Annotated in this window: 34 protein-coding genes and 5 tRNA genes; 7 read left to right on the top strand and 32 right to left on the bottom strand. The window is 41.8% G+C overall.

Annotated elements, in window-relative coordinates:
* Positions 1 to 24: 24 nt before the first annotated feature.
* The 10 genes from MHH52_RS05930 to MHH52_RS05885 all read right to left on the bottom strand — a co-directional run bounded on the left by MHH52_RS05930 (position 25) and on the right by MHH52_RS05885 (position 7,410).
* Positions 25 to 699, bottom strand: a complete 675-nt coding sequence (locus tag MHH52_RS05930; protein ID WP_340007256.1) for a TadE family protein — start codon at positions 697 to 699, stop codon at positions 25 to 27.
* A complete protein-coding gene (locus MHH52_RS05925) occupies positions 696 to 884 on the bottom strand; it encodes a Flp1 family type IVb pilin (protein WP_149645191.1) in 189 nt (62 codons plus the stop codon). Before MHH52_RS05925 ends, MHH52_RS05930 begins: the two co-directional genes overlap by 4 nt.
* 13 nt (positions 885 to 897) lie before the next feature.
* Entirely contained in the window at positions 898 to 1,770 is an 873-nt protein-coding gene (locus MHH52_RS05920) for a type II secretion system F family protein (protein ID WP_340007254.1), read from the bottom strand.
* Positions 1,771 to 1,783: 13 nt separating this feature from the next.
* On the bottom strand, positions 1,784 to 2,578 hold the full coding sequence (locus MHH52_RS05915; RefSeq protein WP_340009511.1) for a type II secretion system F family protein: 795 nt from the start codon (positions 2,576 to 2,578) through the stop codon (positions 1,784 to 1,786).
* 31 nt (positions 2,579 to 2,609) lie between these two features.
* On the bottom strand, positions 2,610 to 3,851 hold the full coding sequence (locus MHH52_RS05910) for a CpaF family protein (RefSeq protein WP_340007252.1): 1,242 nt from the start codon (positions 3,849 to 3,851) through the stop codon (positions 2,610 to 2,612).
* Complete coding sequence (locus MHH52_RS05905) at positions 3,844 to 5,007, bottom strand: hypothetical protein (protein ID WP_340007250.1); 1,164 nt, start codon at positions 5,005 to 5,007, stop codon at positions 3,844 to 3,846. The genes MHH52_RS05910 and MHH52_RS05905 overlap by 8 nt, the downstream gene beginning before the upstream one ends.
* A gap of 187 nt (positions 5,008 to 5,194) precedes the next feature.
* Positions 5,195 to 5,629 carry a DUF6526 family protein gene (locus tag MHH52_RS05900; RefSeq protein WP_340007248.1) on the bottom strand — a complete coding sequence of 145 codons (435 nt, stop codon included), beginning with the start codon at positions 5,627 to 5,629 and terminating at the stop codon, positions 5,195 to 5,197.
* Complete coding sequence (locus tag MHH52_RS05895) at positions 5,626 to 6,540, bottom strand: copper amine oxidase N-terminal domain-containing protein (protein WP_340007246.1); 915 nt, start codon at positions 6,538 to 6,540, stop codon at positions 5,626 to 5,628. The genes MHH52_RS05900 and MHH52_RS05895 overlap by 4 nt, the downstream gene beginning before the upstream one ends.
* A 76-nt stretch (positions 6,541 to 6,616) precedes the next feature.
* On the bottom strand, positions 6,617 to 7,036 hold the full coding sequence (locus MHH52_RS05890; protein WP_340007244.1) for a thiol-disulfide oxidoreductase DCC family protein: 420 nt from the start codon (positions 7,034 to 7,036) through the stop codon (positions 6,617 to 6,619).
* 95 nt (positions 7,037 to 7,131) lie between these two features.
* On the bottom strand, positions 7,132 to 7,410 hold the full coding sequence (locus tag MHH52_RS05885; RefSeq protein WP_149645199.1) for a hypothetical protein: 279 nt from the start codon (positions 7,408 to 7,410) through the stop codon (positions 7,132 to 7,134).
* Between the two features lie 339 nt (positions 7,411 to 7,749).
* Here MHH52_RS05885 and MHH52_RS05880 point away from each other — a divergent pair, with 339 nt between their 5' ends.
* Together MHH52_RS05880 and MHH52_RS05875 are read left to right on the top strand one after the other, a co-directional pair.
* Complete coding sequence (locus MHH52_RS05880; protein WP_313637473.1) at positions 7,750 to 8,229, top strand: glutathione peroxidase; 480 nt, start codon at positions 7,750 to 7,752, stop codon at positions 8,227 to 8,229.
* Positions 8,230 to 8,402: 173 nt separating this feature from the next.
* Positions 8,403 to 8,909 (top strand): GyrI-like domain-containing protein, encoded by a 507-nt coding sequence (locus MHH52_RS05875; RefSeq protein ID WP_340007239.1) that lies wholly within the window; start codon positions 8,403 to 8,405, stop codon positions 8,907 to 8,909.
* A gap of 69 nt (positions 8,910 to 8,978) precedes the next feature.
* Here MHH52_RS05875 and MHH52_RS05870 read toward each other — a convergent pair.
* Positions 8,979 to 9,061 (bottom strand) — tRNA-Leu (locus MHH52_RS05870).
* Between the two features lie 83 nt (positions 9,062 to 9,144).
* Positions 9,145 to 9,510, bottom strand: coding sequence for a helix-turn-helix domain-containing protein (locus tag MHH52_RS05865; RefSeq protein ID WP_313641768.1), 366 nt, complete (start codon positions 9,508 to 9,510; stop codon positions 9,145 to 9,147).
* Between the two features lie 229 nt (positions 9,511 to 9,739).
* Here MHH52_RS05865 and MHH52_RS05860 point away from each other — a divergent pair, with 229 nt between their 5' ends.
* On the top strand, positions 9,740 to 10,363 hold the full coding sequence (locus MHH52_RS05860; protein ID WP_340007234.1) for a hypothetical protein: 624 nt from the start codon (positions 9,740 to 9,742) through the stop codon (positions 10,361 to 10,363).
* A gap of 74 nt (positions 10,364 to 10,437) precedes the next feature.
* Here MHH52_RS05860 and MHH52_RS05855 read toward each other — a convergent pair.
* From MHH52_RS05855 to MHH52_RS05790, 14 genes are all read right to left on the bottom strand, one after another.
* Positions 10,438 to 10,520, bottom strand: a tRNA-Leu gene (locus tag MHH52_RS05855).
* Positions 10,521 to 10,526: 6 nt separating this feature from the next.
* Positions 10,527 to 10,598 (bottom strand) — tRNA-Glu (locus MHH52_RS05850).
* Positions 10,599 to 10,850: 252 nt separating this feature from the next.
* A complete protein-coding gene (locus MHH52_RS05845; RefSeq protein ID WP_340007232.1) occupies positions 10,851 to 11,456 on the bottom strand; it encodes a class I SAM-dependent methyltransferase in 606 nt (201 codons plus the stop codon).
* A gap of 224 nt (positions 11,457 to 11,680) precedes the next feature.
* Positions 11,681 to 12,196, bottom strand: a complete 516-nt coding sequence (locus MHH52_RS05840) for a hypothetical protein (protein WP_340007229.1) — start codon at positions 12,194 to 12,196, stop codon at positions 11,681 to 11,683.
* A 174-nt stretch (positions 12,197 to 12,370) separates the two neighbouring features.
* The gene (locus MHH52_RS05835; protein WP_340007226.1) at positions 12,371 to 12,796 is read right to left on the bottom strand and encodes a GNAT family N-acetyltransferase; all 426 of its coding nucleotides are present in this window, start codon (positions 12,794 to 12,796) and stop codon (positions 12,371 to 12,373) included.
* An 85-nt stretch (positions 12,797 to 12,881) separates the two neighbouring features.
* Positions 12,882 to 13,196 (bottom strand): hypothetical protein, encoded by a 315-nt coding sequence (locus MHH52_RS05830; RefSeq protein ID WP_313642078.1) that lies wholly within the window; start codon positions 13,194 to 13,196, stop codon positions 12,882 to 12,884.
* A gap of 136 nt (positions 13,197 to 13,332) precedes the next feature.
* Positions 13,333 to 13,956, bottom strand: coding sequence for a DUF3885 domain-containing protein (locus MHH52_RS05825; protein WP_340007225.1), 624 nt, complete (start codon positions 13,954 to 13,956; stop codon positions 13,333 to 13,335).
* A 94-nt stretch (positions 13,957 to 14,050) separates the two neighbouring features.
* Entirely contained in the window at positions 14,051 to 14,419 is a 369-nt protein-coding gene (locus MHH52_RS05820) for a hypothetical protein (RefSeq protein WP_340007224.1), read from the bottom strand.
* 188 nt (positions 14,420 to 14,607) lie between these two features.
* Positions 14,608 to 15,177: a hypothetical protein gene (locus tag MHH52_RS05815; RefSeq protein ID WP_340007223.1), complete on the bottom strand. Its 570-nt coding sequence runs from the start codon at positions 15,175 to 15,177 to the stop codon at positions 14,608 to 14,610.
* A gap of 34 nt (positions 15,178 to 15,211) precedes the next feature.
* Positions 15,212 to 15,679: a hypothetical protein gene (locus MHH52_RS05810; protein ID WP_340007220.1), complete on the bottom strand. Its 468-nt coding sequence runs from the start codon at positions 15,677 to 15,679 to the stop codon at positions 15,212 to 15,214.
* 1,082 nt (positions 15,680 to 16,761) lie between these two features.
* Entirely contained in the window at positions 16,762 to 18,054 is a 1,293-nt protein-coding gene (ltrA, locus tag MHH52_RS05805) for a group II intron reverse transcriptase/maturase (RefSeq protein WP_340007218.1), read from the bottom strand.
* A gap of 600 nt (positions 18,055 to 18,654) precedes the next feature.
* Positions 18,655 to 18,743: transfer RNA gene (locus MHH52_RS05800), tRNA-Ser, on the bottom strand.
* Between the two features lie 7 nt (positions 18,744 to 18,750).
* Positions 18,751 to 18,826: transfer RNA gene (locus tag MHH52_RS05795), tRNA-Asn, on the bottom strand.
* Positions 18,827 to 18,979: 153 nt separating this feature from the next.
* Positions 18,980 to 19,732, bottom strand: a complete 753-nt coding sequence (locus tag MHH52_RS05790; RefSeq protein WP_340007216.1) for an MBL fold metallo-hydrolase — start codon at positions 19,730 to 19,732, stop codon at positions 18,980 to 18,982.
* A gap of 126 nt (positions 19,733 to 19,858) precedes the next feature.
* Between MHH52_RS05790 and MHH52_RS05785 the strand changes: the two genes are divergently transcribed.
* Positions 19,859 to 20,290, top strand: coding sequence for an Lrp/AsnC family transcriptional regulator (locus tag MHH52_RS05785; protein ID WP_340007215.1), 432 nt, complete (start codon positions 19,859 to 19,861; stop codon positions 20,288 to 20,290).
* 73 nt (positions 20,291 to 20,363) lie between these two features.
* On the opposite strand, the gene MHH52_RS05780 is transcribed toward MHH52_RS05785, so the two are convergent.
* The 3 genes from MHH52_RS05780 to MHH52_RS05770 all read right to left on the bottom strand — a co-directional run bounded on the left by MHH52_RS05780 (position 20,364) and on the right by MHH52_RS05770 (position 21,594).
* Positions 20,364 to 20,891, bottom strand: coding sequence for an S-layer homology domain-containing protein (locus MHH52_RS05780; RefSeq protein ID WP_340007214.1), 528 nt, complete (start codon positions 20,889 to 20,891; stop codon positions 20,364 to 20,366).
* Between the two features lie 215 nt (positions 20,892 to 21,106).
* On the bottom strand, positions 21,107 to 21,433 hold the full coding sequence (locus tag MHH52_RS05775; protein ID WP_340007212.1) for a hypothetical protein: 327 nt from the start codon (positions 21,431 to 21,433) through the stop codon (positions 21,107 to 21,109).
* Complete coding sequence (locus MHH52_RS05770; RefSeq protein WP_340007210.1) at positions 21,379 to 21,594, bottom strand: hypothetical protein; 216 nt, start codon at positions 21,592 to 21,594, stop codon at positions 21,379 to 21,381. The genes MHH52_RS05775 and MHH52_RS05770 overlap by 55 nt, the downstream gene beginning before the upstream one ends.
* 204 nt (positions 21,595 to 21,798) lie before the next feature.
* Between MHH52_RS05770 and MHH52_RS05765 the strand changes: the two genes are divergently transcribed.
* Entirely contained in the window at positions 21,799 to 22,437 is a 639-nt protein-coding gene (locus MHH52_RS05765; RefSeq protein WP_340007207.1) for a pentapeptide repeat-containing protein, read from the top strand.
* Positions 22,438 to 22,450: 13 nt separating this feature from the next.
* Here MHH52_RS05765 and MHH52_RS05760 read toward each other — a convergent pair whose 3' ends face one another.
* Positions 22,451 to 22,921, bottom strand: a complete 471-nt coding sequence (locus MHH52_RS05760) for a SprT family protein (protein WP_340009509.1) — start codon at positions 22,919 to 22,921, stop codon at positions 22,451 to 22,453.
* A 120-nt stretch (positions 22,922 to 23,041) separates the two neighbouring features.
* Between MHH52_RS05760 and MHH52_RS05755 the strand changes: the two genes are divergently transcribed.
* Positions 23,042 to 23,404: a hydrolase/acyltransferase gene (locus tag MHH52_RS05755; RefSeq protein ID WP_313642023.1), complete on the top strand. Its 363-nt coding sequence runs from the start codon at positions 23,042 to 23,044 to the stop codon at positions 23,402 to 23,404.
* A 65-nt stretch (positions 23,405 to 23,469) separates the two neighbouring features.
* Positions 23,470 to 23,607: a cortex morphogenetic protein CmpA gene (cmpA, locus tag MHH52_RS05750; RefSeq protein ID WP_094874036.1), complete on the top strand. Its 138-nt coding sequence runs from the start codon at positions 23,470 to 23,472 to the stop codon at positions 23,605 to 23,607.
* Positions 23,608 to 23,641: 34 nt separating this feature from the next.
* Here cmpA and MHH52_RS05745 read toward each other — a convergent pair whose 3' ends face one another.
* Complete coding sequence (locus MHH52_RS05745) at positions 23,642 to 23,854, bottom strand: hypothetical protein (RefSeq protein ID WP_340007204.1); 213 nt, start codon at positions 23,852 to 23,854, stop codon at positions 23,642 to 23,644.
* Between the two features lie 492 nt (positions 23,855 to 24,346).
* A complete protein-coding gene (locus tag MHH52_RS05740; RefSeq protein ID WP_340007202.1) occupies positions 24,347 to 24,865 on the bottom strand; it encodes a GNAT family N-acetyltransferase in 519 nt (172 codons plus the stop codon).
* Positions 24,866 to 24,892 lie beyond the last annotated feature (27 nt).

Genomic DNA, 24,892 nt, shown 5'->3' with positions numbered 1-24,892 from the left:
CAAGATCCACTTGCAAGGAAATATTCACTTATCCTGAAGCTTAGTCATCATTGCGGATGCATCCTTCTTCTCCATGTGGACTCCAGACCCACTAGTACTCTCTGAGCCTCCCTTGAACTTAGCCCCGAAGTAACGCATCAAGTCGACCGTACGAATAAACTCAACAGGCTCAGCGATGATAGATTGAGCTTTTACATTTGGCTTTGCCTCATCAGACAAAACTTCATCAAGTACAGGTAAGTTCAGTAGACGATTTAGCTCAGCGCTTACTTTCCGTCCGGTAAGCGTGTATGCGTAGTTCATATTTCCCGGCATATTATTCGGAATCATAGCGGATGAATGTCTGAGCTTAAGCACAGGTAGATCACTTTCATCTGACATTTCACCAGGTAACTCTATTGTCGCGCCATCACTTCCAGCTTCTCCGCCGAATAATGAGGCTAGCAACGCATCGTCTCCAATTCTCCAATAAAGGGAGTCATACTCACCTGCAGCATAGGAGCCAGAAACCTCTTTATGGCTGTTGTCCCAATTGTAAGCTGCACGCTCAGTAGCCCCTGAGGCCACTTGCAGGAGCATGGACTTCTGGTAGCTATACAAACAGAAGAATAGAAGAAGCATTGTAATACACATGACCATCGGCAGTAGAAGTGAAGCTTCAATAGTAAAGCTACCTCGATCGTCCTTGAGCTTGTTCACTCGAATACTTCCTGGCTCTTTTCTCCCGCAGTTTTAATCAAAGCCTCCACTACCTCCTGAATCTTGTCCTTAAACAAAAGAACGACCGCAATCAACACAGCAATAATCAGAATCATTTCCAGTGTCCCCAGGCCTTCCTCGTCCTTCCAAAAACTCTTCACACTACCCAACATTGTCGTCATCATTAGTTTCACCCTCCTACATTTTTAACATCATGAATGCTGGCGTTCCCACCAGTACAATTACTATTAAAAAGATAACCACCATCGGAAAGACTAGTTTGGAGGAAGCTTGCTCCCCTCGCGTTCGGCTGATAGCTTTCCGTTTATCCCACAGCATCCGCGATAGGTCGCGCAGCGATAACACAAAATCCGCTCCACCTCTGCGGTAATTCAGAAGAACCGTCGTCGTGAACAACGATACCTCCTGCACTGCGCATCTCTTGCTAAAATTCTCGAATGCCTGCTGAAATGAATATCCTCCTTCCCATTCACTGGTCATGATCCTAAGCTCCTTATAAAGTGGGTGATTGACATCACCTCGGTGGCTCTCCACACAGCGGATAATCGCCCGCTGCACGGTCTCACCTGCTCCTACCAGCAGTACAATACTGTTCAGGAGTTCTGGTAGCTCGAGCATAATATTTTGCTCTCTCACCCTCACCTTTTTATGTAAATCGCTGACCATAGCAGCCGGTAGAGCCACCGCCAAGAAAGAACCCAAAATTACACCTGTCTGATCGCCGCTGAACCCTGTGATCAAACTTCCGCCCACAAGCAGCAGCCAACTATAACTAAGCATCTCACCCATGAACAGCAGGGTCCGCTCCGCGCTGTAACGCATCCCGTAACTTCGCTGCAGGGAACGCTGAATCCTGAACATCAACGATGGAAAACGGCTGGCGATGCCGCTTTTCTCAATGAGCAACAGCAGCGGTTCACCCAGCTTTCGAAGACGTAATCCTTCCATAGGAAGTCCTCTTAATCCGGCATATCTTTTTCCGCATTGAATTCGTAACAGAACCCAGACAACCAGTAAAATAATAGTGACTATAGCACATAACCATCGCATGATTTCATCCCCTTCACAGCGGAATGTCCATTATTTTAGTAGTCCAGAGATAACATAAAAACAAAGCTACTAGTGCAAGTGTCGATATGGCTATACCCGCTCCTGTGTACATGGGCTGCATATAGTCTCCAGCAGTCAAACTCATAAAGATCACCATGATCAGTGGGGATATTAACAGCGCTTTCGCTTCGAATTTCTTCTGTGAAATGCTTACAGCAATATCTTGCTGAATATCCAGCTTCTCCCCAATAATTGTAGATGTACGGCGCACTACTTCTACAAGATCACCACCTGTACGTTTACATACAGAAAACACGTCAGCGAACCGCTCGATATCCTCCATTCCTGCTCTTTCACTGAAATCCCGAAGCGCTTCCTCCACTGGCTGACCGTATTCCATGCGCGTACAGATGATATTTAGCTCCGAGATCATATCGCCGCCCCCCTCCGGGTCGAGCATACGTAAATCCTGGACCGCTTCCCGGAAAGCATTCTCGACCGAGCGCCCTGCTGAGAGCGAGGAAGACAATGAAAATAACGTCTGTTTAAACTGTAAATTAAGCATACTCCGGCGTCTTTCCAGCAAATAATTACGCAGCATACGAGGTGCATACAGACCACCTGGCATAAGTAGTAACGACAGTATCCAATGATGATAAAAAAGATATCCCACTCCAAACAGCAACAAACTACCTACTGCGATAGCCAGAATTTTCTGTACCAAGGTCAACTCGTATACCGTATAATCCGGCAATAATGAATAGCCTCTGGAATCAGCTTCCTTAGGTTTTTCAGCAGCAAACTTAATCTTAAGCACTACCTCTTCCCCCTTTTAGAATTCAGAATCCATGCTGTGATAACGGGTAGGAGGTTACACCAGCCATTCTAAGCTTTGCTGTATGCATAAGTGGGTTTCCACAAGAAACTAGCTCCCCTTGTACCCATCCCTCTCGCTCACCGGACTCTTGAAATTCATATAGAGGGTTTAAGACCACTTCTCCATCTTTTAGGCCCGCAACCTCACTAATTTCCATTACTCGCCTAGAACGATCACGGAGCCTGGACAAGTGTACGAAAATATCAATCGCCGATGAGATTTGCTGACGAACAACCGTTACCGGCAGATCCGCAGCACTTAACACCATCGTCTCCAGACGACTGACCATATCTTGCGCGCTGTTACTATGCCCTGTGGACAAGCTTCCATCGTGTCCAGTGTTCATCCCCTGTAACATATCGAGGCATTCCGCCCCCCGTACCTCACCTACAACAATTCGATTAGGTCTCATCCGCAGCGAAGAACGAATCAAATCTCGAATAGAAATCTCCCCTCTACCTTCCGTATTCGCGTTCCTTGTCTCCAAAGATACAAGATTAGGTACAGTTACAATCTGTAGCTCAGCAGAATCCTCTATCGTAATGACCCTCTCCTGTGAAGGGATAAACTGAGATAACGCGTTTAGAAAGGTGGTCTTCCCCGAGCCAGTTCCCCCGCTTATAAAAATGTTGTATTTAGCAGCAACTAAGATTTGCAGAAGCTCTGCTGCTTCCAGACTTAAGGCTTCACGACTCACCAATTCATGCATCGTCATCGGCGTCTCTGGGAACTTACGTATGGTCATCGCTGGTCCTTTCAGCGAGACTGGTGGAAGTACAATATTCACACGGGATCCATCCTTCAGCCGAGCATCAACGATAGGAGAGGAGTCATTCACTACCCTGTTAACACCAGATACTACCGTTTGGATAATGTCCTCCAGCCTGCTACTGGACTCAAATTCCAAAGGAAGACGACGAATCTGACCCTCCTCTTCTATAAAAATCTCAGTATGACTGTTGATCATAATTTCCGTAATCGCCGGATTATCCACTAATGGCTGAAGCACATCCAATCCTCGGAAGGAGTCAAATAGTCTCTTAACTAACTCATGCTTCTCATGTGCTGTTAAGTAACGGAGACTTTCACTTTCTAAAATCGTTCGTTCGATATAACCGGTGAGTTCACGGTTTCCCACTGCAGAAGTTACATCAAGCCCTGCACGAATCTCACTACGCAGCGCCCTGAACATCTCCTCATTCATGCAAGTTCTTCCCGGTAAAAACTAATGGGAGTGCCGGCTCTACAATCCGCTTACACAACTGCAAGATTTCCCGCTGAAATTGCGCAGAGTTCAAAAAGAGCTCCTCACGGTGTTGCAGCGTCCATGATGGGATAAAGGGGCATACGCCTTCAATGGTAATTCCTTCAAGAGGCACCCACTCTTCCAAACGATCCACCGCAAAATTCACTACAAATTTACTCTTCTCTATCACATGGGGTGACATGCCAGAGTTAGGAGTGGTGCAATGCGATAGCCATCTCATAGTCTTATACATGCTTACATCATCATTTTTCAGGACCCATAGTAGAATCCCACTTCTCTGTAGCACAGCTTTCGCACGTTCTTCCTCGATGCTGCCGGTGTCCACAATAACAACGTCAAAGTTTCTCTCCGCAACCAGCCGCTCTAACAAATCCAGCGTATCTTGCAAAGTCATCTGTAGCATTTCCTTCACATTAATAACTGGCCTGAAAGCAGCCGTTCGGAGGTGATCATATCTAATGAAGTATTGTCCTAATTCGATCTTATCCGCTTCTTCCTTGTCTCGACTGGCCTTTATTTCATATAGCAGTCGCTCTAGTCCAGGCGTATGACCTGCAGGGATTCGGAGAAATAACCCACTGCTGTCTACACTTTCAAGGTTCAGATAAAATACCGAAAGACCCATTTCTCCAAGCTGCTTAGCCATATTCAGTGCTATCGTGGTTTTGCCGATGTTACCGCTAGAAGAGACAACACCCAGTAACAGCGTTTCATCTAGCACAGAAGATCCTCTGCCTCTTTGGACTTCACATAACTGAAGAAATGCTCCCAGGAGAGAAGGCAACGCCTGATATTTTGCAATCATCACTCCCCCAGCCAGACTCTTAGCACTCTTGCCAAGATAACCTGCATCCTCACTCAAAACTGCCCATGGAACCGTGTTTCTTCCCTCTACTAGCCAAGTCTCGATGAAAGAAGAGTCCCCCACAACAGCATCCGGAATGTCCTCTCCCCTCATAAATTCGATAAAAGCATCCATTCGGCTAAAAGCCGTAATACGCAGCATTTCTCCGTACTCGCTATGATGCAGATAGTGCAGTAATGGTTCGATATATTGACTTTCACGCACTGCGAGCACAATCCTTGCCGCCATGAAACCACGCTCCTTTCGATCAGAAGAAACTCCATTATTTTCTTAAAAAAGACAGCAAAAAAAGCACCGACAATAACCGTGGATACGGTAATTGAACGGTGCTTCCGTTACTATTCCTTTAATTTACAGCTATAGTAGCATATATAGAAGAAGGCAGCAATAAGTTTTTTCACACACTAGCTGGATACTATACTCTCATCTTATCTTCGCGCCAGTTCTTAATGGCAGACCGAATATCGGCAGGACTGAGCTTCTCCTTCACCGCCCGCTGACACAGTGCTGGAAACTCATCGTCACCCGCATAGCGTAGCGCTATAATTTGGGCTAATTCAAGCTCTGGATTCAAAGCTTCGCCTGTCAGACGGAAATAGCGAAACTGCTCTTCCACTCTCACCACGCGGTCCTGATTTTTTGTCGCATATATACGAATTCTTGTAATCGCAAATAGTAGGCATAAGGACAAGCCGAATAACAGCAATGGCACCGTTAAAGCACCATCATCACGTATCTCTTGAACAGCATAAATCGCCGACCACACAAACAAAATTAGCGCAAGCGGCATCGTTACAAAATGATAAGGCCAATCAAAACGCATAAATCCTTTAGGCTTCCCCTTATTCATAATTCATCTCCTGTCTCTCCGGGAATAGCCACAATAAAGGGCTTGTTACCCTCCCAGGTCAGCGACTCCCCTGAAACTTTAGTCGTTCCATCCACATTAACAATTCCGCAAATAATCTGACTTCCCCATACACTCGTATAATAATAGGCATAGGATGGTGCTAAAACAGGCGCTTTACCATATTCCTTCGCAATGGGATGTCCGAATATCGCAGTAAAATCTTTTTTATCAGCCTCTTTCGAATGGTCCAAATCTGCTTCCCATACGACTGTTCTAATGTTGTCTTTAATCTCATAATACGATACAAAATGCCCATAGATTATGAAATATCCATCAGATCTGCCTTCAGGAAAATAATACGAAATAGACAACGCTTCATTATCACCCGTTAATTGAGACGGTTCTCTTTCATCAACCGGGAATTGTAAAGCAGCAATGCGGGAAATTACCAAGTCGTTACTATTATAATTCTGCACAAGCTTTGCATTTGCACGTTCCTGAACCCAGACAGTATTCGTAGCAGCGTCTACAGTTACTCTAGCTCCAAGAGCTTCCGCAATAAATCTCAGCGGTACCGTAATTCTTCCATCCATGATTCTAGCAGGTGCATTCAGTTGTACAGATTCCGAGTTCTTCCACGCCGTTCGAGAACCTACGGTGAGCTTAATCTTCATGGAGTCTCTAACGATCGTTACTTGCTTTGTACGGGCTTCCCACTGAATAGAAGTATTCTTGAAGCTCTCAAAAGCCTTCAGCGGAACCATCGTCTGTCCGGAGACGATTTGCACACCGTAATTCACACTCGAATTATTCACCATAACCTTGAGTTTAGCATCTGCTAATACCGTCCCCATCGTACCTAAAGAAACTAGCATAACTAGTAATAGATAAAAGCCTACCTTTCGCGCCATCCCTTCACCTCTCGCTACAACGTTTCCGAATACACCAATTTATGGTTACATTATAACATCTATCCAGATTCTGGGCTTACAAAAATCTTTGTTTAATCTCCGGTGTTGGGAGTAGACACTGCTCATTACGCCCGAACCAACGGTAACGATTCCTTGCTACATACCGGTAAAGGACATTACGTAATGGGCGCGGCACTAAGATGAACACATACGCTACAGGCCAAGGTAATCTCAATCGACGTACAATTCTCAGTACAGCAGCGGACTCAGTATAATATACACCGTTCTCCAGCAATACAACTGTGTTCAATTGCCCAGGTTGAAGTCCAGCCTCACTCATTAGCTTAGCGGCAATTTCACTTTGTAAAGGTGCGAATAGAAATTTAGCCTTGGGATCACGCGGGATGATGAAACGAATCAACCCCTGGCAAAGATGACACACCCCATCGATCAGCACAATGGATTTATTTTGCATAATATTCAGCTCCTCGTTCATAGCTCCCCCTCCCTGATAAAGATAAGTGTATCGCATATTTTGGGTAAACAAAAACGCGGGAAATAAATCCCGCGCCAACATGTACCGTTCTTTAATTATTCAGCAATTGCCTTTTCAATCCATTGATCGCCGATCATTTGTCCTTCGAAATCAGCAGTGAATGCTTCCATGCATTTGCAAATGAAATCTTTGCGGCAAATTGGACATGGAGTTTTAAGCAGGCGGCTGATGTTCGTCATTTTCCATTCCGGAACCCGATTATAAAACGCGCGGCACTCCGTTCCATCAGCAAGCTTGATAATGAACTCGTACAATCCTTCCTTATCGTTGCTGCTGGCTTTGGTCACATTCGTAATATTCGGTCTGTAAGACATCTTCATCACCCATTATTTAAATTTTTGGTTGTAAATTGCACACGCAACATATTCTCAGATACTTAGACATATTAAAGAATTTTAAGGGTGATGTCAACCAAAGACGGCTAACACGGAGGCTATTTATCACTCTTTTATGATCAACGTCTCTATTCAGTCATTATTTCCATAAAATATATACAGATACATTTAATTTATGATCATTCATTTCCCTGTGATTTGATAAACCGAATGGGCGTTAATGATTCATGGAACTTTCTTATTTGGCTCCCCATCATAAATGTTGTACAATTAAATTGCGATAAATCAAAATTCGAGATTACAAAGGAGGTTGCATCCATGAGTATTTATGATTTTGAAGTCAACACTCTTCGGGGTGCAGAAGAATCATTGTCCAAGTACAAAGGTAAAGTACTCCTTGTTGTGAATACAGCTAGCAAATGTGGGTTTACGCCTCAGTATAAAGGGCTTCAGGAAGTGTACGAGAAATTTAAGGATCGTGGATTCGAAGTGCTTGGTTTCCCAAGTAATCAGTTTGCTGGCCAAGAGCCTGGCGAAAGTGATGAAATTGCAGAATACTGCGAGATTAATTATGGAGTAACTTTCCCAATGTTCGAGAAGATTGATGTAAAAGGTGACGAAGCACATCCATTATTCAAATACTTATCTAAGGAAGCTCCTGGTGTTCTAGGCTCAAAAAGCGTGAAATGGAACTTCACCAAGTTCCTGGTTGATCAAGAAGGCCGTGTCCTTAAGCGTTTTGCTCCTAAAACTACTCCTCAGCAGATCGAATCCTATATCACCAAGCTTCTGAAATAATCCATTCAAGAAGAATTTATGAAAAAGGATACTCACCACATCACTCAGTCACTAGCTGGTATGCGGTCAGTATCCTTTTTGTCTTTAATCATGATATCGTGATAAATCCCCCTCCTAACCCCTTTGGAATAATTTATAATATTGATGAAGAAAATTACTGGGAGGGTCAAACAATGGTTGAACTGCGTGATTTGCCAGAACTACATGTTATCGGTTGGACAAATGTTAATGCCTCTGGAGAGCCTTATCCAAATCTTTGGGAATTTGTTTTTGGCGAGTTAGATATTGATGCTAAATTCGACTCCATACCCTCAAAAGTTCAAGACAGCGGTTGTTATTTGGGTCTATTTCAAAATCGTACATCCGTACCACAATTGTGGGAACAAGCTGCTTGGGATCATGAGTTCCTCCTTGCTGTCGAAGTGAAGCAGCTCAACTTCATTCCTGAAGGGCTTGTGCAAAAGACCTTTCCTGCATCAACCTATGCCATATTTACGGCAAATGGGGTGCCTCACTCGGCTTTTCAGAACACTTGGAATCATATACATAATGAATGGCTGCCGCATTCCGAATACAATTTCAATCCTGATGGTGTCTTCTTCATCCAATATACGGAAAAATCAGGACCGGATGATGAGCGATTCGAAGCCCATTTATGCGTCCCTATTGCGAAAAAGTAGGGCTTTCCGAATGCTCGTTAAGCACAAAAAAGAAGCCTTGCATCGCAAGGCTTCTTTCGTCATTCTGTATGCGGTAGAGAGGACTCGAACCTCCACGGGTATACACCCACTACCCCCTCAAGATAGCGTGTCTGCCATTCCACCACTACCGCGCGGTGTGATAAAACATAAAACTTTGTTTGAGGTCAACATTCATTATTATAAATGTACTTCCCCAAAATGTAAAGGCGTTGATTCAAGAATTTTCGTCGACCCATTTTTGCTTACGATATTCAGTGAATGCTAGGTATTCTTTAATGAATTCCTTTTCCTCTGGAAGCAATTCATCCGTTCGACCTTCATTCAACTTCACTTCCCCGAAATCATAGTCCTCACTGCTCTCTTTCAATATTTCAGATGTATTTCTACCTAAAATAAGCCAATCCAGACTTACATGAAAAAAAGCGCCGATCTCAATCAATTTGTGTGTTCCCGGAGTAGACTTGCCCCGCTTCCAATCTCCCATATTACCCGTGCTTATATTTAACTGCTCGCAGAATGATTTCTTGGTGAGACCTTTTTGCTTAATCAAGTACTCTATCCGTTCGTATATGGTCTGCATCAGTAAACCGCCCTTCACAAAAAAATAAAAAAGACTTATTTAAGTAATTATCTATTGCAAAATAACGCAAAAAAGTATATAATTAGTGCTACTATGTATTATCCGATTATATCATATGGCTAGAGTGACGATAAGAGGCGACTCCGGTGAAAAGTAACTGATGTAATGCCGTCTGACCCCCTTTATTAGCATGTCATCCCGAAGGATCTCTAGGAGGGAGCGGTGACTTTTGTCAAAGTGCTTATCATCTTCCATTATCCATTCACTTGAACGCCTCCCCCACAATGCAGTGGTCATCAACAGCCAAGGAGTTATCCAGTTCACCAACAGTAAGTGGAAGGTGTTTAGTTATGAATATGGTCTTTCCACTCACAACAAATGGATTGGAGCTTATTATTCGGAACTTATGCAAGATGTGATTGCCGATTCCGATCAATGGACCAAGCTTGATGAATCGATGAAATATATACTCCGCAGAGAGCGTCAGGTTTATACTTCTGAGTTCTCCATACAAACTGCTAATAAGGGGAACCGAATCTTCCGTTTAGAGATCTATCCTCTTCTCTCAGATCATTACTTAGAAGCTGCTTTTATAATTTCTCTATATGATTTGGGCGTATTTATCGAAGGAACTCAGATGTCAGGGATCACAAGCATCTGTTCGACATGTCAGCCAACACAAGAGTTAATCCCCATCTGCGCTTCCTGCAAATCCATTCGAAATTCTAAGGATGAATGGATTAACATTGAACATTTTTTAAAACATCAGCTTTCTCTGCAATTCACTCATGATATCTGCCCAGACTGTATCAGACAGCTCTATCCCCAATATGCAAGAGCCTTTAAGAACTAATCAGCTTGTCTAATCTTATAAAAAAAAGTAAGAAAACCTCTGCGAAGCAAAGGATTTCTTACTTTTTATTTGTATGCGGTAGAGAGGACTCGAACCTCCACGGGTATACACCCACTACCCCCTCAAGATAGCGTGTCTGCCATTCCACCACTACCGCATAATATGACCCGTATGGGATTCGAACCCATGTTACCTCCGTGAAAGGGAGGTGTCTTAACCCCTTGACCAACGGGCCTTAGCAAGGTTGTCTTAACGTGACAACAAAAATTATGATACCAGAAATTTAAGGACATGGCAAGCACTTTTTTTCATACCACTTTAACCTATGTTAAATACTCTGTACTCATCCAAATAATCCGTTTCAGTCCATAGCATTCTTTGATACCATAAAGTTGAATATATCGAAATCAATAGTTTAAGTGTTATTGCTTTATCGTTAGCAGATGTCCGCACCAAATTGATAGTTTCTTCACTCATTACCAACCAGCTATTTTTTATATATGTAATCGATAAATCCTTGCCGTATCCATTCACCTTCAAACTTTCTTTCCAATACTCGATCTTCTTTATATATTAATTGCATGTCCTCAAACATAGAATCTGCTTCATGATAATCATAATAAGAGTGTATTACCAAATCGTCGTCTTCCATTTGCTCATACTGATGTTCTCCCAAATCAACGCCGTCGCCGACTCGAAAATCCTTAAGAGTTAAAAAATTAACAAATAATAATCCACCAGGTTTTAGCACCCGTTTCAATTCATTTATTGCTTCTTTTACATCCTGTTTTCTCATATGAAAAATAGAGTTATACGAATACACAAAACTCATCGACTCATCGCTTATTGCCAACTGTCTCATGTCACCCTGGTGTATGTTTAAATTCTGCCCTCTTTCTGCTGCGAACTGATTAGCTCTGTTCATTTGTTCAACATTCATCTCTATTCCGTATGTACTATATCCATAATTCGCGAACAAACTTAATGGAGGTGTACCCCCTCCTGCCCCACAATCTAATATGGTTTTTTCCATGCCACTTTCATTACATAATGCCAAAAATCTGTACAATGGTATTTGTTTGAAAAGTTCCATAGTTAGTTCCGCTCCTTTGAGTATTGATATTCACGATCTTCCCTATTATCATTCGTAGTGTTACTTCATTTCCTGTATTAAAGACGCGTCCCAGCCTTATATAGCTTGTATTTTTAGACGAGTCGTGTGTTGTCTGAGTAGATTATACTCCGAACAACCATAAGATGTGAGCTCTGCAGCGTGAAGGTATGCTATATGTAGGATTGGACTTCATTGAAAAAACCTCAAAATCCTGGACACCAAATTGCTACATCATCACCTGGCATTGCGATCACATCCCAATGCTCTGATGTATTTGAAATGCTCCAGACTCCTAACTGCCAACTCTCATAAGGGTCATGGTGCCCATAAACAAAAAGCACTTCTCCGGATTCGAATTGAATAAATAGGTGTGGAATGCTCTCACCTAATCTGACATCTGTAATCCGTTTTAATCTTAATACACAAAGTCTTTTTGCTTCTTCGATCCAATCCAATTTGGGTAGTTCATCTTCATGACATGGTATTCTTTCTGGGAAAGATCTATAAATTTCAAATCGACTTTCAATGTTTAAATATATTTGTCCTTCAATTCTATTACTGTTGGTTTCAGATTCAGATATTAAAATTTGCGTACCATAGAACTTTAATCCTTCTACCTGAGAACCCAGACAAAGGTATTTCAATGTCTCTTCTGCTTCTTGTTTATGTGACTTGTCCATATTATCTCTCTTTTCTTTATCTACCTGTCCTTCATACATCGTTTGTATATTCCTGACGTTCAAGACGGCCTAATGAGCGCAGCACTGGATCGCCAGACTGAGCCGATTAACAATGTCATCTGAATTCGCCTCCTAGATAATCTCCTTGACGGCCAAAGAGTGTACGCACGACGCAAGAATTTTTTACGCCGATAATACCTACCTCAAATCACCTTACTCATGGTTAAGATCCTTCTTGTAGTAAAAGTGCTTACTCCCAAGTGGGGCATCTTCGATAGTTGCAATTACTTTGTATCCATATTTCTTATAAAATTCGGGCGCTTGAAAACTGAATGTATCTAATTTGATAAAAGTACATTTCTTTGCTCTAGCAACTTGCTCTGCTTCTTCCAATAATCTTTTCCCGTATCCTTGACTACGGTAGTTATCATCTACCCATAGAATACCGATCTCCATCCAGTTCCAACATATCGCACTGTTAAGACCAGCAATAATATCTCCGTTATCATCCTTCAAGCATAAATTTATCTCCTCATAAATGCCGTTTGGTACTTGGTTAGAGTTGAATTCAATAAGTTTTTTTCGAACGTATTCTGTTTCTTCATTTGTGCTATAAAGTATCTTAGGATTATTCGACATAAGTTCCTCCTGATGTTTTTTTCTATACACTGCATCATTTCGACTAACCTTTCTGAGTAGTTAACCTTCTATTCTATTTTCCGAACTATTTAATTGTACTTTCAGGAGACTCATATGTCTTATTAGTGATCCAGACCTTATAGATAATTGATCCATCTAGATATTCCTCGTCGCAATGAACATCATGTCTATGCCCATGAATTGTGTTTGATCTTACTAGTTCAAATAATAATGCATATGCTAATTTTGAGTCTTTTGTTTTATAACCATCAAAAAAGTAACCTATTTCATTATAAGCGCCACTAGAAACCCATTCTTGCGCCTCTCGAATCGTCTCAAACTGTATTTCTTCAACAAACCAGGATATTGAATTTCCAGAATTTCGATCAGTCCGATTCATCTATTAATCAATCCCTTCTGGTTTTAAGACTATATGAATAATTCACTCCTCTGAAAAATCTCCTTGGCGACCGAGGATCGTATACTGCTAGACTGAGGAGCTATGCCTAGACGAAATTATGGTGTTAACCGAATGATTATACTTCCTTGAATAAATTATCAAAATACTCTCTATGATAATTCACTATCCAATCATGATATTTAAAATAAAGAGGTCTTAATTGATCTTTAGAACTGGCATGAATGATACACCCTCTATCATCATACATATAAAAAATAATATCCTTATCTTTACTAATAAAATATACATTTTGACCTATTGAAGGTTCTCTCCCTTGCTCATAGTGACTAATACCTTCAAGTATTTCTATGTATGGAAAAGTAGAGACTAGCCCCGCAGATACTTTAACCTGATATTCAAGTTTAATTCCTAATCTTTTTCCCTCATCATCCTCATGTTCATCAACTTCTAAAAATGTTCTCTCTTCAATTATCTGTCCATTCATTAGCTTGTAAATATACTTAGGTGTTGTATTTCCAAACATAGGATCATTTTGGTTACCCCAATCTTTGATAAGGACATAAATAAAATCATTTTGATTAAATGTTTCTTCAAATATTGTTACCACTCTTTTGTTTACTTGTTTAATTCTTCGTTTTGATCCATTTCGAAATGGTTCAGCCAACTCAAATCTAATATGTATATCACTCTCGAAATCCGGAAAATTATTATCAATATATTCAAAAATTTCTTTTATCATTTGGCCCCCGGTATTTCTTCTCTATTCTCATTGCAACAGTTGCAAACGACAAAAAAATCATTGTTATATGATGTCAGATACCTCTGCGAATCTACTACATATTATGCTTCCTTGCAATTCCCCACTTCATAAATATATTTATATCGCTTATCGCATCAATTATTATCCCTCTATGTTTTTCGTTATATCTTAATTCTTTTAAAATGATTGGTTTTACTAATCTTTTATCTAATCGACCTTTAGTTCTTGCTATATGCGCTAAACCAAAAATAGAATTAGCTCTTACTCTTGCATCCTCATGCTGAGCCAGTATAATACATATGTTTTGAGCATACTTCCAGTCACGATGATAAAGACCAACTGAAATTGGCAAGTAAATTAGTTCTCCTAATTCTTGTCTATATAATATCTCTCTGATTTCATGATCGGTATATTCTTCTATATGTTTATAAATACGTTTCATATATTACCCCTAGATAAACGAATTTATTGAATCATAAACCATTTTCGTACTCAAGACGTTCATGCGGTTTGAGTACCGTAGGTCGGGGGTTCTGCCATTTGTTTAGCGAGAAGTATCGCCTGAATTACTGCTTAGGTTATTCTTCTGAGAGATCAAGGAAGCGTAGTGACCGCTTTGGTAATGCAATATTAATTGAGGTTATATACCTTTTTTTCTTTTATCTTCATCTCTTGCAGTATGTCCTTATATTTTTCAAGATCGAATCGAAATTCTAATTCATTGGATATCATTAAACTTTTGAGTTCTTCTAATCCCTGTATTAATTCTTCAGTAAAATCAATTATGTTACTCCACGAAAAAACAAATCTATTAGTACTCTTAATTGCTATATCCTCAAATGGAGATTGTTGAGTTGTCCAAATCATCGTCTCATCATCGTGTACAACATCTACATAATACCCTCCACAGCCGAAAATACCACAAGTACAAATAAACATGGGATATTCCCCAGGATTAAGTAATGATTCGAAAAAAACATCTTCTACAAACACTTCATATTTATCTAGCTTATAGCCGTTTATATGTAAAGAAATATCCCATTTAATAATGGGCAATAGTACCCTTTTGCGTTTAGATATATTCTTATATTCTTTCCTGCTGCTTATCTCAATCTCAATGGAAAATAAATCTCGTTTATTATTCTCGTCATTAATTAAAGAAGACTTCATAATCCACCCCATCCGAATACTTGGATACATTGTTATACGCTGTTGAGGGCTTCTTCAAGATAACTCACAGTTTTTTTGAAAGCTCTATTAGGGCATTTTTTGCAGTATCACTTACATTTTTATCATGGTGATTTTCATACATAATAAAGATTGGGATGTATTGTTTATTATAAGTATTACTTAATGCATATATAGCATCTGCAAGAAATTCAAAATCCATTTCTTCTATATGGTCGGCTAAATAATCCAACTTGCTTTTTGAGTAGTCATTTAATAATTGAAAAATATCTTGTTTGATTTCTTTACTATGATCAAAGAGTAGGTGTTTCTCTAGGAGCAAGATAATATCATCAAAATAAGGCAAATCATAACCGAAATATGGATCCAAATACCTGTCCAAACAAAATAATAGACTTCTCTTTTCAGAAACATCTTTACTATTCAAGAAATCGTTGATAGCGGTTACTCCAGTAATTATGATATCTCGATGTTTCTGAGTATAAGTTACATAACTAACTTCTCGTTCGTCCAACAAAACACACCTCTATTCATACTCCCTCAAAAAAATATCCAAAGACATTCCCATGATTATTCCCAACTGTAAATAACGCTTCCATCCCTTGCCTCAGCTATTGTATTCCTTCTTTAAATTCCAATCCGTAATTCAATTACGGGATACTACTCCCAATCTTTCAGCTCACATTTTCAACTTGAAATGGTGTATATGTTTTACGTTGATTTCTTATACCGTTTCCGCATTTAAGACATTCAAGCTTTAAAGACCGTAGGACGGGTAATATGTTTTACATCTACCTTCTCCGAAAATCACAAAATAATTTCATTGAATCCCCGCAATCCCAAAAGTCTCATTTATAACTTTTTCGTACACATCCCATTTAAAATAAAAAGGCCCAACATCAATAGCTTTATTGCTGGGTTCCAGTTTGAAATTTCTCCATATGATAAGACCCTCTTCTTTCTCAATAAAAACTGATATGAACCACAATCTTCATCTCCACACCAAGGGCAGACTAATATGGGGTATCTGTAGTACAAATATTCGTGCGTTTGGTTTAATAAAAAATAGTTAATTATTTTTCTTTGATGCTCTTCATTGCCCCACCCGAGGGACGGAACCATGTCGTGCCTTTTCAGCATTTGATAAAGAGACCTGCCATCAATTATTATGTCAGCAAATTCGGTGTTTTTATTTCCTTCTTGATCCGATTCAAAGCTATCAAATCTACTTGAAGGCTTAGTTTGTAATTGATTTATAACTTTCTTGTTTCCTCCGTTAAATTTCTTTCTGAATGCTGCGTTAACTGATGTAATCGACTTCGTGAGACTGATTCAGTAAACATTCGCCTTTCTCACTCTATTCACCTTCCAAAATATAGAATATAATCACTTATAATTCAGATTAAAAAAAGACAAATCACTCATTAAAGTGATCTGCCTCTCGCCACCTCCTCAATTCCATATAAATCGTATTTAGCCACCGAAAAATAATTTCTAGAGTAAAGGGCTGAATAAATTCAGCCCCTCCTCATCAAACCGTACGTGAGGTTTTCCCTCATACGGCTTTCCGATGTTCATCATTCATGGGCGTGCGGATTACAATAGCGTTTTAAGTCCATGTTGTAAGGCGATATATTTAACCTCAGATAATGAACCTATCCATCTTTTGCGTTGTCTCTTCTTTGCATACCACCGTGTTAACCGCCCCAAAATATACCAGTCTAGTTTTGCTAACTTCTTTTGGCTATAGTTCGTGTAGTAATAATTTCTCCATCCTTGAATCTTGGGATTGAGCCATTCTACATGTTCCTCGAACGATCTTGAACGCATGCTCGGCGGTGCCAATCTTTCTTTGACCACCTCACGAATACGTTCCTCTGCCTTCTGTGTTAGCCACTGCTGCGTGGTGTAGTACACCTTACCTTGGGATGTTTCTGCTTTGGTTTTCCGGTGGTGCATGCCTAAGAAATCGAATCCTTCGTTTCCTGTCCACAATCCTACAATGCGAGTTTTGGTCGGGTGTAGGGTCAACTCCAGACGTTCCATAATCGTACGTATAAGCTTATACGCATGTTCTGCGTCCTTTTTGGTTTTGCAAACCACTACAAAGTCGTCTGCATACCTCGTGAGTTCTCCTATTCCTTTTCCGTGTTTCTCCCAGAGTTGGTCGAAGTAATTTAGATAGATATTCGCAAGGAGCGGTGAAATCACTCCTCCTTGCGGTGTCCCTAAATCCGAACGTCTTACCGTTCCTTCTTCCAAAACTCCTGCACTCAGCCACTTTCGTATTATTTTAAGTATCCACCTGTCATTGATACGCATCTGTACCAATTTCATTAGCTTCTCTTGATTAATATTGTCGAAGTAGCCTTGGATATCGACGTCGACTACCCAATTTCCTTTACGGTTGCAGGCTTTTCGGATTCTATCCAACGCACCTTTAGCACTTCGTTTCGGACGAAATCCGAAGGATACTTCCTCAAAGTCTGCTTCAAAGATGGGCTCAATCACGAGTTTGGTTGCCATCTGTATGACTCGATCGCGTACGGTGGGTATACCCAGTGGCCTTTGCTTCCCGTCTTTCTTCGGGATATAGTGTCTCCGTACAGGTTGTGGATGGTAGTTGCCTTCTTTGAGCTCTCGCTCACATGCCTTGAGAAACGGTGTTTCTCCTTGTTCCTCAATATCTGCTAGCGTCACCGCATCTATTCCTGCGGCACCCTTATTGGCTTTCACTCGTTTCCACGCTTCACACAGTACATCCCACCGATAAATCTTGTCATACAACGCATGGAATTTACGCTTTTTGTTCTCCTTGGCCGCATGACCTAGCTTTTCTTGGAGTTGTTGAACTTTTTCCTTTGGTGTCGTTAGCCCTTTGGCATTCACTCACTCGTACCTCCTCCAAAAGTATAAACAAAGCAGGGCTCCTTCCCTCCCTAAGGTTATGTTGTCCTTAGGTTCTTCGGTACTATGAGCCCCTCGGACTCCCTTCCTGCAGACCATTCACTTCACCTTTTAGGCTTATAGAATGTCTCTTTACGGGTTCCTAAAAAAAAAAAAAAAAAAAAAAAAAATCCGTGCAGGGGAGGGTCTCCCCAGTTCACTGCATTATCTTTCAGCCCATGCCGTTCCCTATACGCCGGAGGATTCTTCACTGTTGACCCAAGTTCTTTACAGCTTCCTTGGCCTTCGTCTATATGCGCGAGACTCGGCAGCCTCTCTTCCCCTTTGCAGGGCCTTTTTGACGACGCGGCAGGATTCACTTCATGTTGCGGCCTGGGTTGTTGCTCGCCCGGTCTCTGACCGGTACTTTTGTCGATGCGCTTTTACACACAGATTTCGCCATGCGTAAGCATCCTAGCTACAAAGGTGGCTTGGCCCCTCCTTTGATTGGACTTTCACCAACTAGATAATGCGTGCCTCTGGGCACGCCACACAACAAAAAAAGAGCCCCCATAATGGAAGCTCTTCTTATGTAATTCGGAACGGAGAGAGTGGGATTCGAACCCACGCACCGCTTACGCAGTCTAACCCCTTAGCAGAGGGTCCCCTTATAGCCACTTGGGTATCTCTCCATAAAAATGGCTCCCCGAACAGGACTCGAACCTGTGACAACTCGATTAACAGTCGAGTGCTCTACCAACTGAGCTATCAGGGAACATTAGAAGTAAATTAGAAGTGAACATGAATTAATTTATCATGATTTCAAGGTCTAGTCAAGCGGGTAAAATAATTTTTGTGATCGTTTTCAAATTTATGCTCTTACTCTGCCTCTAGCTAGATTTAAGAGGGGATTACTCCCTCTCTTAGTCTATACGTAACACCATTCCCCGTCTTCCGGAAGCTGTACTCGATCCTGTAGCTCCTCCTTCTCCAAGTGAACTTTTAGCTTATCCCGGGTAACAAGGCAATGGTTGATGGCGTCCATGTGTACAGCGATCACCTTAGTAGAAGGAGCATATTCGCATAAGTCTACGACATCCTGCTCATTCATTGTGATATGACCTCCGGTTAAAAACTGCGCTCCACCAGCATTAACGATCGTCACCTCAGGTTTAAATGCATCGAGTGTAATCTTCACCTCATCACACCAAATCGTGTCTCCTGCCACATACACAACTGGTTCGTTTTCCGCCTGAAAGACAAACCCGGATACCTTCCCCATAAGCTTGCCAATCTCTCCAGTTCCATGCTGTCCACCGGTACGTGTTATAGTTACTCCATTAAACGTCAGAGAATCGCTAATTTCCGAAATGTGCTCAAACCCCTGCTTCGATAATTTATCCCCATCTCCTTCCTGACATAGTAGCGGTAGATCATGCGGCAGCAAGGAAATAGCAGCGGCATCCCAGTGATCCGGATGAAGATGCGTGACCAATATTACATTAGGACTCAGCCATTGTTCTACTGCTCCCGGCAAAGTAACTAGCGGATTGCGGCGGTCATTTTCAGTATTAATAATAGGCGGATTAGCCCCTTGCTCACTCAACATAGGATCAATTAAAAATGTAGTTCCACCATACTCCAGCCATAGAGTCGCGTTGCGAATATGCTGTATTTTCATCGTAAGCCCTTCTTTCTTTCAGATATCTTCTGCTACAATTAATTATAGAAGGACCTTGAAACAGAATACATTGAGATCGGAAAGAGATTGGACTGTTCTACTTTCACTCAGAAAGGATTTTAGATTATGATGAGTTCTTATTCCATAGATGATGTAGATTTTCGCATCTTGCAACTTCTAATTGAAGATTCCACGATCAGTCACAGAGACATTGGGCAGCAAGTGTATATGACAGGTCAAGCTGTGGGTGCGCGTATTCGCAAAATGCAGGACACCGGAGTGATTGAAGGCTACACCGTCCGCTGGAATCCAGATAAAGTCGGTGAGGTGATCCATGCCTTTATAACAGTTTTTCTGGGTTCGAATACGGTCCATCCAGCCTTTCAGACATTCGCAAAGCAGCATGACAGTGTAAAAGAAATGCATCGGGTTAGTGGAGAAGGTTGCTATTGGATACGGGTTCGTGCAGTAAGCCAAGAGGATTTGAATATCTTTCTCGATGAGCTGCTAAAGTTCGGAAATTACAGAGTCAATCTGTCTATGGGGAAGATTAAATAAGGTGAAAAAGTCAAAGCCGCCGTAAAGGAAAATTCCTTTGCGGCGGCTTTTTGTTCTAGCTTCTTTGCGAAAGTTAATTTAATAATCCGGCTGCTTTAAGCAATCTAGCTAGAATCACCGCTGCCTCTGCACGGATAGTATCATTGCCAGGCGCAAAGTTGCCTGCGGATTGGCCTTTCATGATTCCTTTTGCTGTTAAGACATTCACAGCCTCTTTAGCCCAAGAAGAAATAGAAGATGAATCTGTGAATGCAATTGTCGCAGGGTTAGCTCCAGATTCTCCAGCTCCTAAGTTCAACAGCTTCAATGCTCTGGCATCCGCTGCATACCATGATAAATCGGACACATCACTGAAGGCCGTCGTTGTGTTCCCAGCGACTAGACCCAACGAACGAATCAGCATAGCTGCGAATTCGGCACGACTGACCGATTTCTGAGGTGCAAAAATATCTGTGGATTGTCCGGTCAAGATCAGTCGACTGGCAAGCATTTCGATCTCATTCTTTGCCCAGTGTGAAGAAATATCCCCAAAGGTCACAGGGTGTAGTGCAGCGACGAATACACCGCTAGCACTACTGCTCTTGACTGTAACCTTAGTCATCCCACCTACAAGCTCGAACAATGCAGGTACATAACGGAAGGAACCCGTCTGCTCATCGTAAATAAGGAAACTCCCGTCTTTGCAACCAGTGCTCCCTCCATCATAAATGTACGATCTACATACGTAGTGCCGAACCCATTAGCAGGTACAGTGGTTTTACCATCTATGACCTTTAAGGTGACACTTGCCGGAGTTCCTTGTACAGTAAAGCCTTGCTACTTAGCCTTGGCAAGCAGTTGTTCCAATCCTTTTCCGCTTAGCGGACTTAGTTGGAACTCTAGAGTGCCCGCTGACATTTGTGCTGCTTTCAACACGCTCTCCACCAGTCCTAACAGGAAGCGATATCTCATATCGCCACTGGCAATGACAAGCACCGCATTCGGGCTAAGTGCTGCCGCATTGCGTAAAGCTTCTACGCTAAAGCGAGCTATACCATCTCCGTTAGCTGAAATCTCGATAAGAGCTTGCCCAGCAGTAGCCTTAGCTCTTAGCTGCGCATCATTATTAGCTGCTGATGTAGGTGTAGCGACATATTTTTCCACTTATTCTTGATGAGTACCGTCCCTGATGGAATTAGCCCTGCGCCTGTTCCTCCAACCCCTTCTGCTCCCACGGAACCGCTACCGATTCCCATCACAGGCAAGCTTGAGAAAATCAGCAACATCGCGAGCAGACCCGCCATCGCGGACCTGAATCGTTTCATAAATGTGCCCCCTCTACCTAATATGGACTTCTCTTCCATCTTAATTTGGCAACGCTTACAAAATGATGTGTGATTTTATCCAGAAAAAGGTGTATTTGTACGGATCTCCCGAAAGGTCTGAGAGCTACTGAAAATTGACAAACCGGCTAAACCCTAAGATAGTTAATTTAGTTAGAAGCAAGAGTTCATTAAATGGAGGTACATATGAAATTCAAAATGGATTCACCAAAAATAACAGATCCAGACGCTCTACTCCCTGAACAAATATACTCACTGCAATCCAAAGATGAATTCAGTCGTTGCAGCATAAGCGATACGGTTATTGATAATCAAGAGGCTAATAAGGTCAGCTTTGATCAAGTGATTTTTAAAAATATTACGATTACTGAGTCGTCCTTAACTGGAATTGAGCTGATGGATGTGATTTTTGAGAGATGCGATCTATCCAATGTGGATTTTACAAATGCCATTATTCATCGAACCGAATTCAGAAACTGCAAGCTCATCGGTACGGACTTTACAAGAGGCAGATTCCAAAATGTTCGTGTAGTAGATTGTATCGGGGATTTCGCAACGTTTCGATTGGCTAATCTGAAGCAGGTCGCTTTTGAGAATAGTTCATTGATGAGTTCCGATTACTACCAATCGAATTTCCAGAAGGTCAGCTTTAGCGAGTGTAATATTGATCAAGCCACCTTGTCAGGATCAAAGCTAAACGGGATTGATCTTAGTGACTGTGAATTCAGTGGCTTAATCGTGGATATACAAGATTTGGAGGGATGCATCATTTCGCCTCAGCAAGCTGTTTCCTTTGTGGGATTGATGGGTTTGGTTATAAAATAACGGCCTTGTCCACTTACTGAACTTCCAGCGCCAGCAGTTTCAACTTGCCTGAACATTTGCCGCAGCGATAGCGCTTCGGGTCAACCTTTCGCTTACGCGGATACTCCATGGCACATGCTGTGCATACGAGCTTGTACCGAAAAGGTAGCGACTTCCGAGCCTTCGCACCCGGCAATGTCTGACAGTAGCGGCTCCCGCCGACCTGTGCCAGCAGTCTTTTGAAATCAGTGTCACGATGCATATACCCTTGCTTCGCCAAATGCAGATGATAATGACAGAGCTCGTGTTTTATTATCTTCTCCGTCTCTTCTCTACCGAACATGGCAAGCTGATGGGGATTAATCTCTATATTATGGCTCTTGGTAAAATATCGGCCGCCTGTTGAAGATAATCGGCTGTTAAAGCTCGCCTTGTGCCTAAAGGGTACGCCAAAGCTGTCCCGTGATACCTGCTCAATCCACAGCTGCAGCTCTTCGTTGCTCATCGTTTCCATAGCGTTCTATCACAAGTCCTTTCCACGGGAATTAAGATCTCTACTTGAATTGTAACTTGTGCATAGGCTAAACTGTCAAGAAGGAAGACAAGTACGGAGGGAGAATGACCAATGCCGAAAATGCGGTATGTAATTTTGCAGCAACAGCAAGAATTGCAATTCGTGGAAATGCCCGAGGAATATGCGTACCAACTTAGTGCGCTAAATTTGCGCCTGAATAAAGAAATCGACAAGCTGACGGCCGACAATGTACCAGATCTACCCTTAGCCATCGCCGAGTGCGATTCCCTGGATTTGCTACGTGAGGATTATTCCCTGGAGTCCGGTCTGGACTATATCAATAGATTAGAACAGGCCTTCGCCTCTGTGCAAGAGCAGAAGAACTATCCGCTCATCTCCCTACTGACCGAAATCCGGGCGCTGCAAGCTCAATTAGAGCAGTGGTACGAAGAGGAAGCAGAAAGCGTTCTGTAAATCGTCACCTTTAGGCTCATTTCTCCATATGCTAACTTACGTAAGCAGTTAGAGGAGTGATACCCTTGCCACAGTGGCTCTGCCATCAACTGATGAAAGCCTATTACAAAAAAGACCGCCGTCAGATTAAGCTACTGAACGAGTGCTGGTTCTTTTATCGTAATTCTGCGGAATCACCGGATTCCATCCAGAGAAATTTATAGGATTCGTTGAAATTCAAAAATCCATCCCGCTACTTTATGGGGATGGATTTTTGTATAGAATTAGTTGCAATCCCAATAAGAACATTGGGATTACATATCTGACCAAGAAGAAAAGTGCTCCGAATAAAATGATGATATAAGCTGCGTATTTAATAAAGGTAGATGCGACAACACTGGAATCCGATTTCCGTTGTAGCTCCGTATGCTCCACTTCAACACTTCTATCTTTATAGCCCGGTTCCATCATCAGTCTCTCCTTTCGAATATAGGCTGATAGATAGTCTCCATTAACCCGAGGCTTTCGTAATTGAAACAAAAAGCCGCACCACCGCTGACACGGGTATACCGAAACAGTGGAGTGCAGCCTACATTTTTTAATGTAGAGGTTCTAATTAAAAAAAGGCTGAGTCTGAGGGGGAAGTTACGGTTGATTAGAACAGATTAGGGAATTCTCTCTAAACTGACGCAGCTTCCGATGTCCCTCTCCGTATTTTTTAATTCAGAACTTAATGGAATCTGTGAGATAACTGCATTTAATACATTTATTCCGTATGCAAAAGGGCTCATTCTGACTTTAACTGTATTCTATACAATTAAAAAAATAGAAAAACCACCTATATGGAATAAATCAAAAGAATAGGTGTACGAAATACAATTATATCCATTGTCCGTGTTATTTGAGATTTATAATTGCACAAAATACAGTTAAATGCTTTTACACATTGCTTCCGTCGGACTTTTATCTCCCAACAGCCGTAATATCCCCCCACCCGATCATCATCTCTTCAACGATCTCATTTCCAATCTTCACTTTTTTACTTGCAACAGATTCGCCTCCCACTTTGTGGTAGAAATCAATCGCTGGATTACCAACCAGCACCCAAGTCATGAACGAGCTATATTTCTTCTCCATTAAATTCTGTGCAACGCTTCTTATGAGCAACTTCCCTAGACCTTTTCCTTGATATTCCTTAAGCAAATAAAGTGCGTATAGCTCTGCATCATAGAGATCTGGCTCTCTGCGCGCCCCTCCATTTGCGAACCCGATGATCGTCCCAGCCTCATTTTCAGCCACATACATAACCTCGTCTTTATTAGGAGTTTCAAAATTCCGAATCCAGAGCTTTCTTCTAGCTTCCACTGTGATTTTATCAAGAAACTCATCCGATATTAGCCCTTTATACGTGGTTTTCCAACTCTCAGCGTGGACGTAAGCGATCCCGTCTATATCACTAGATGTTGCTTCTCTGATCTTCATTTTATTTCCCCCTTTGGATTACGATAA

This window comes from Paenibacillus sp. FSL K6-0276 (assembly GCF_037977235.1).
In the GTDB taxonomy this organism is placed as follows: domain Bacteria; phylum Bacillota; class Bacilli; order Paenibacillales; family Paenibacillaceae; genus Paenibacillus_AQ.
Note: the sequence above shows the minus strand (reverse complement) of the source record. Positions and strands in the feature narration are given on the sequence as shown.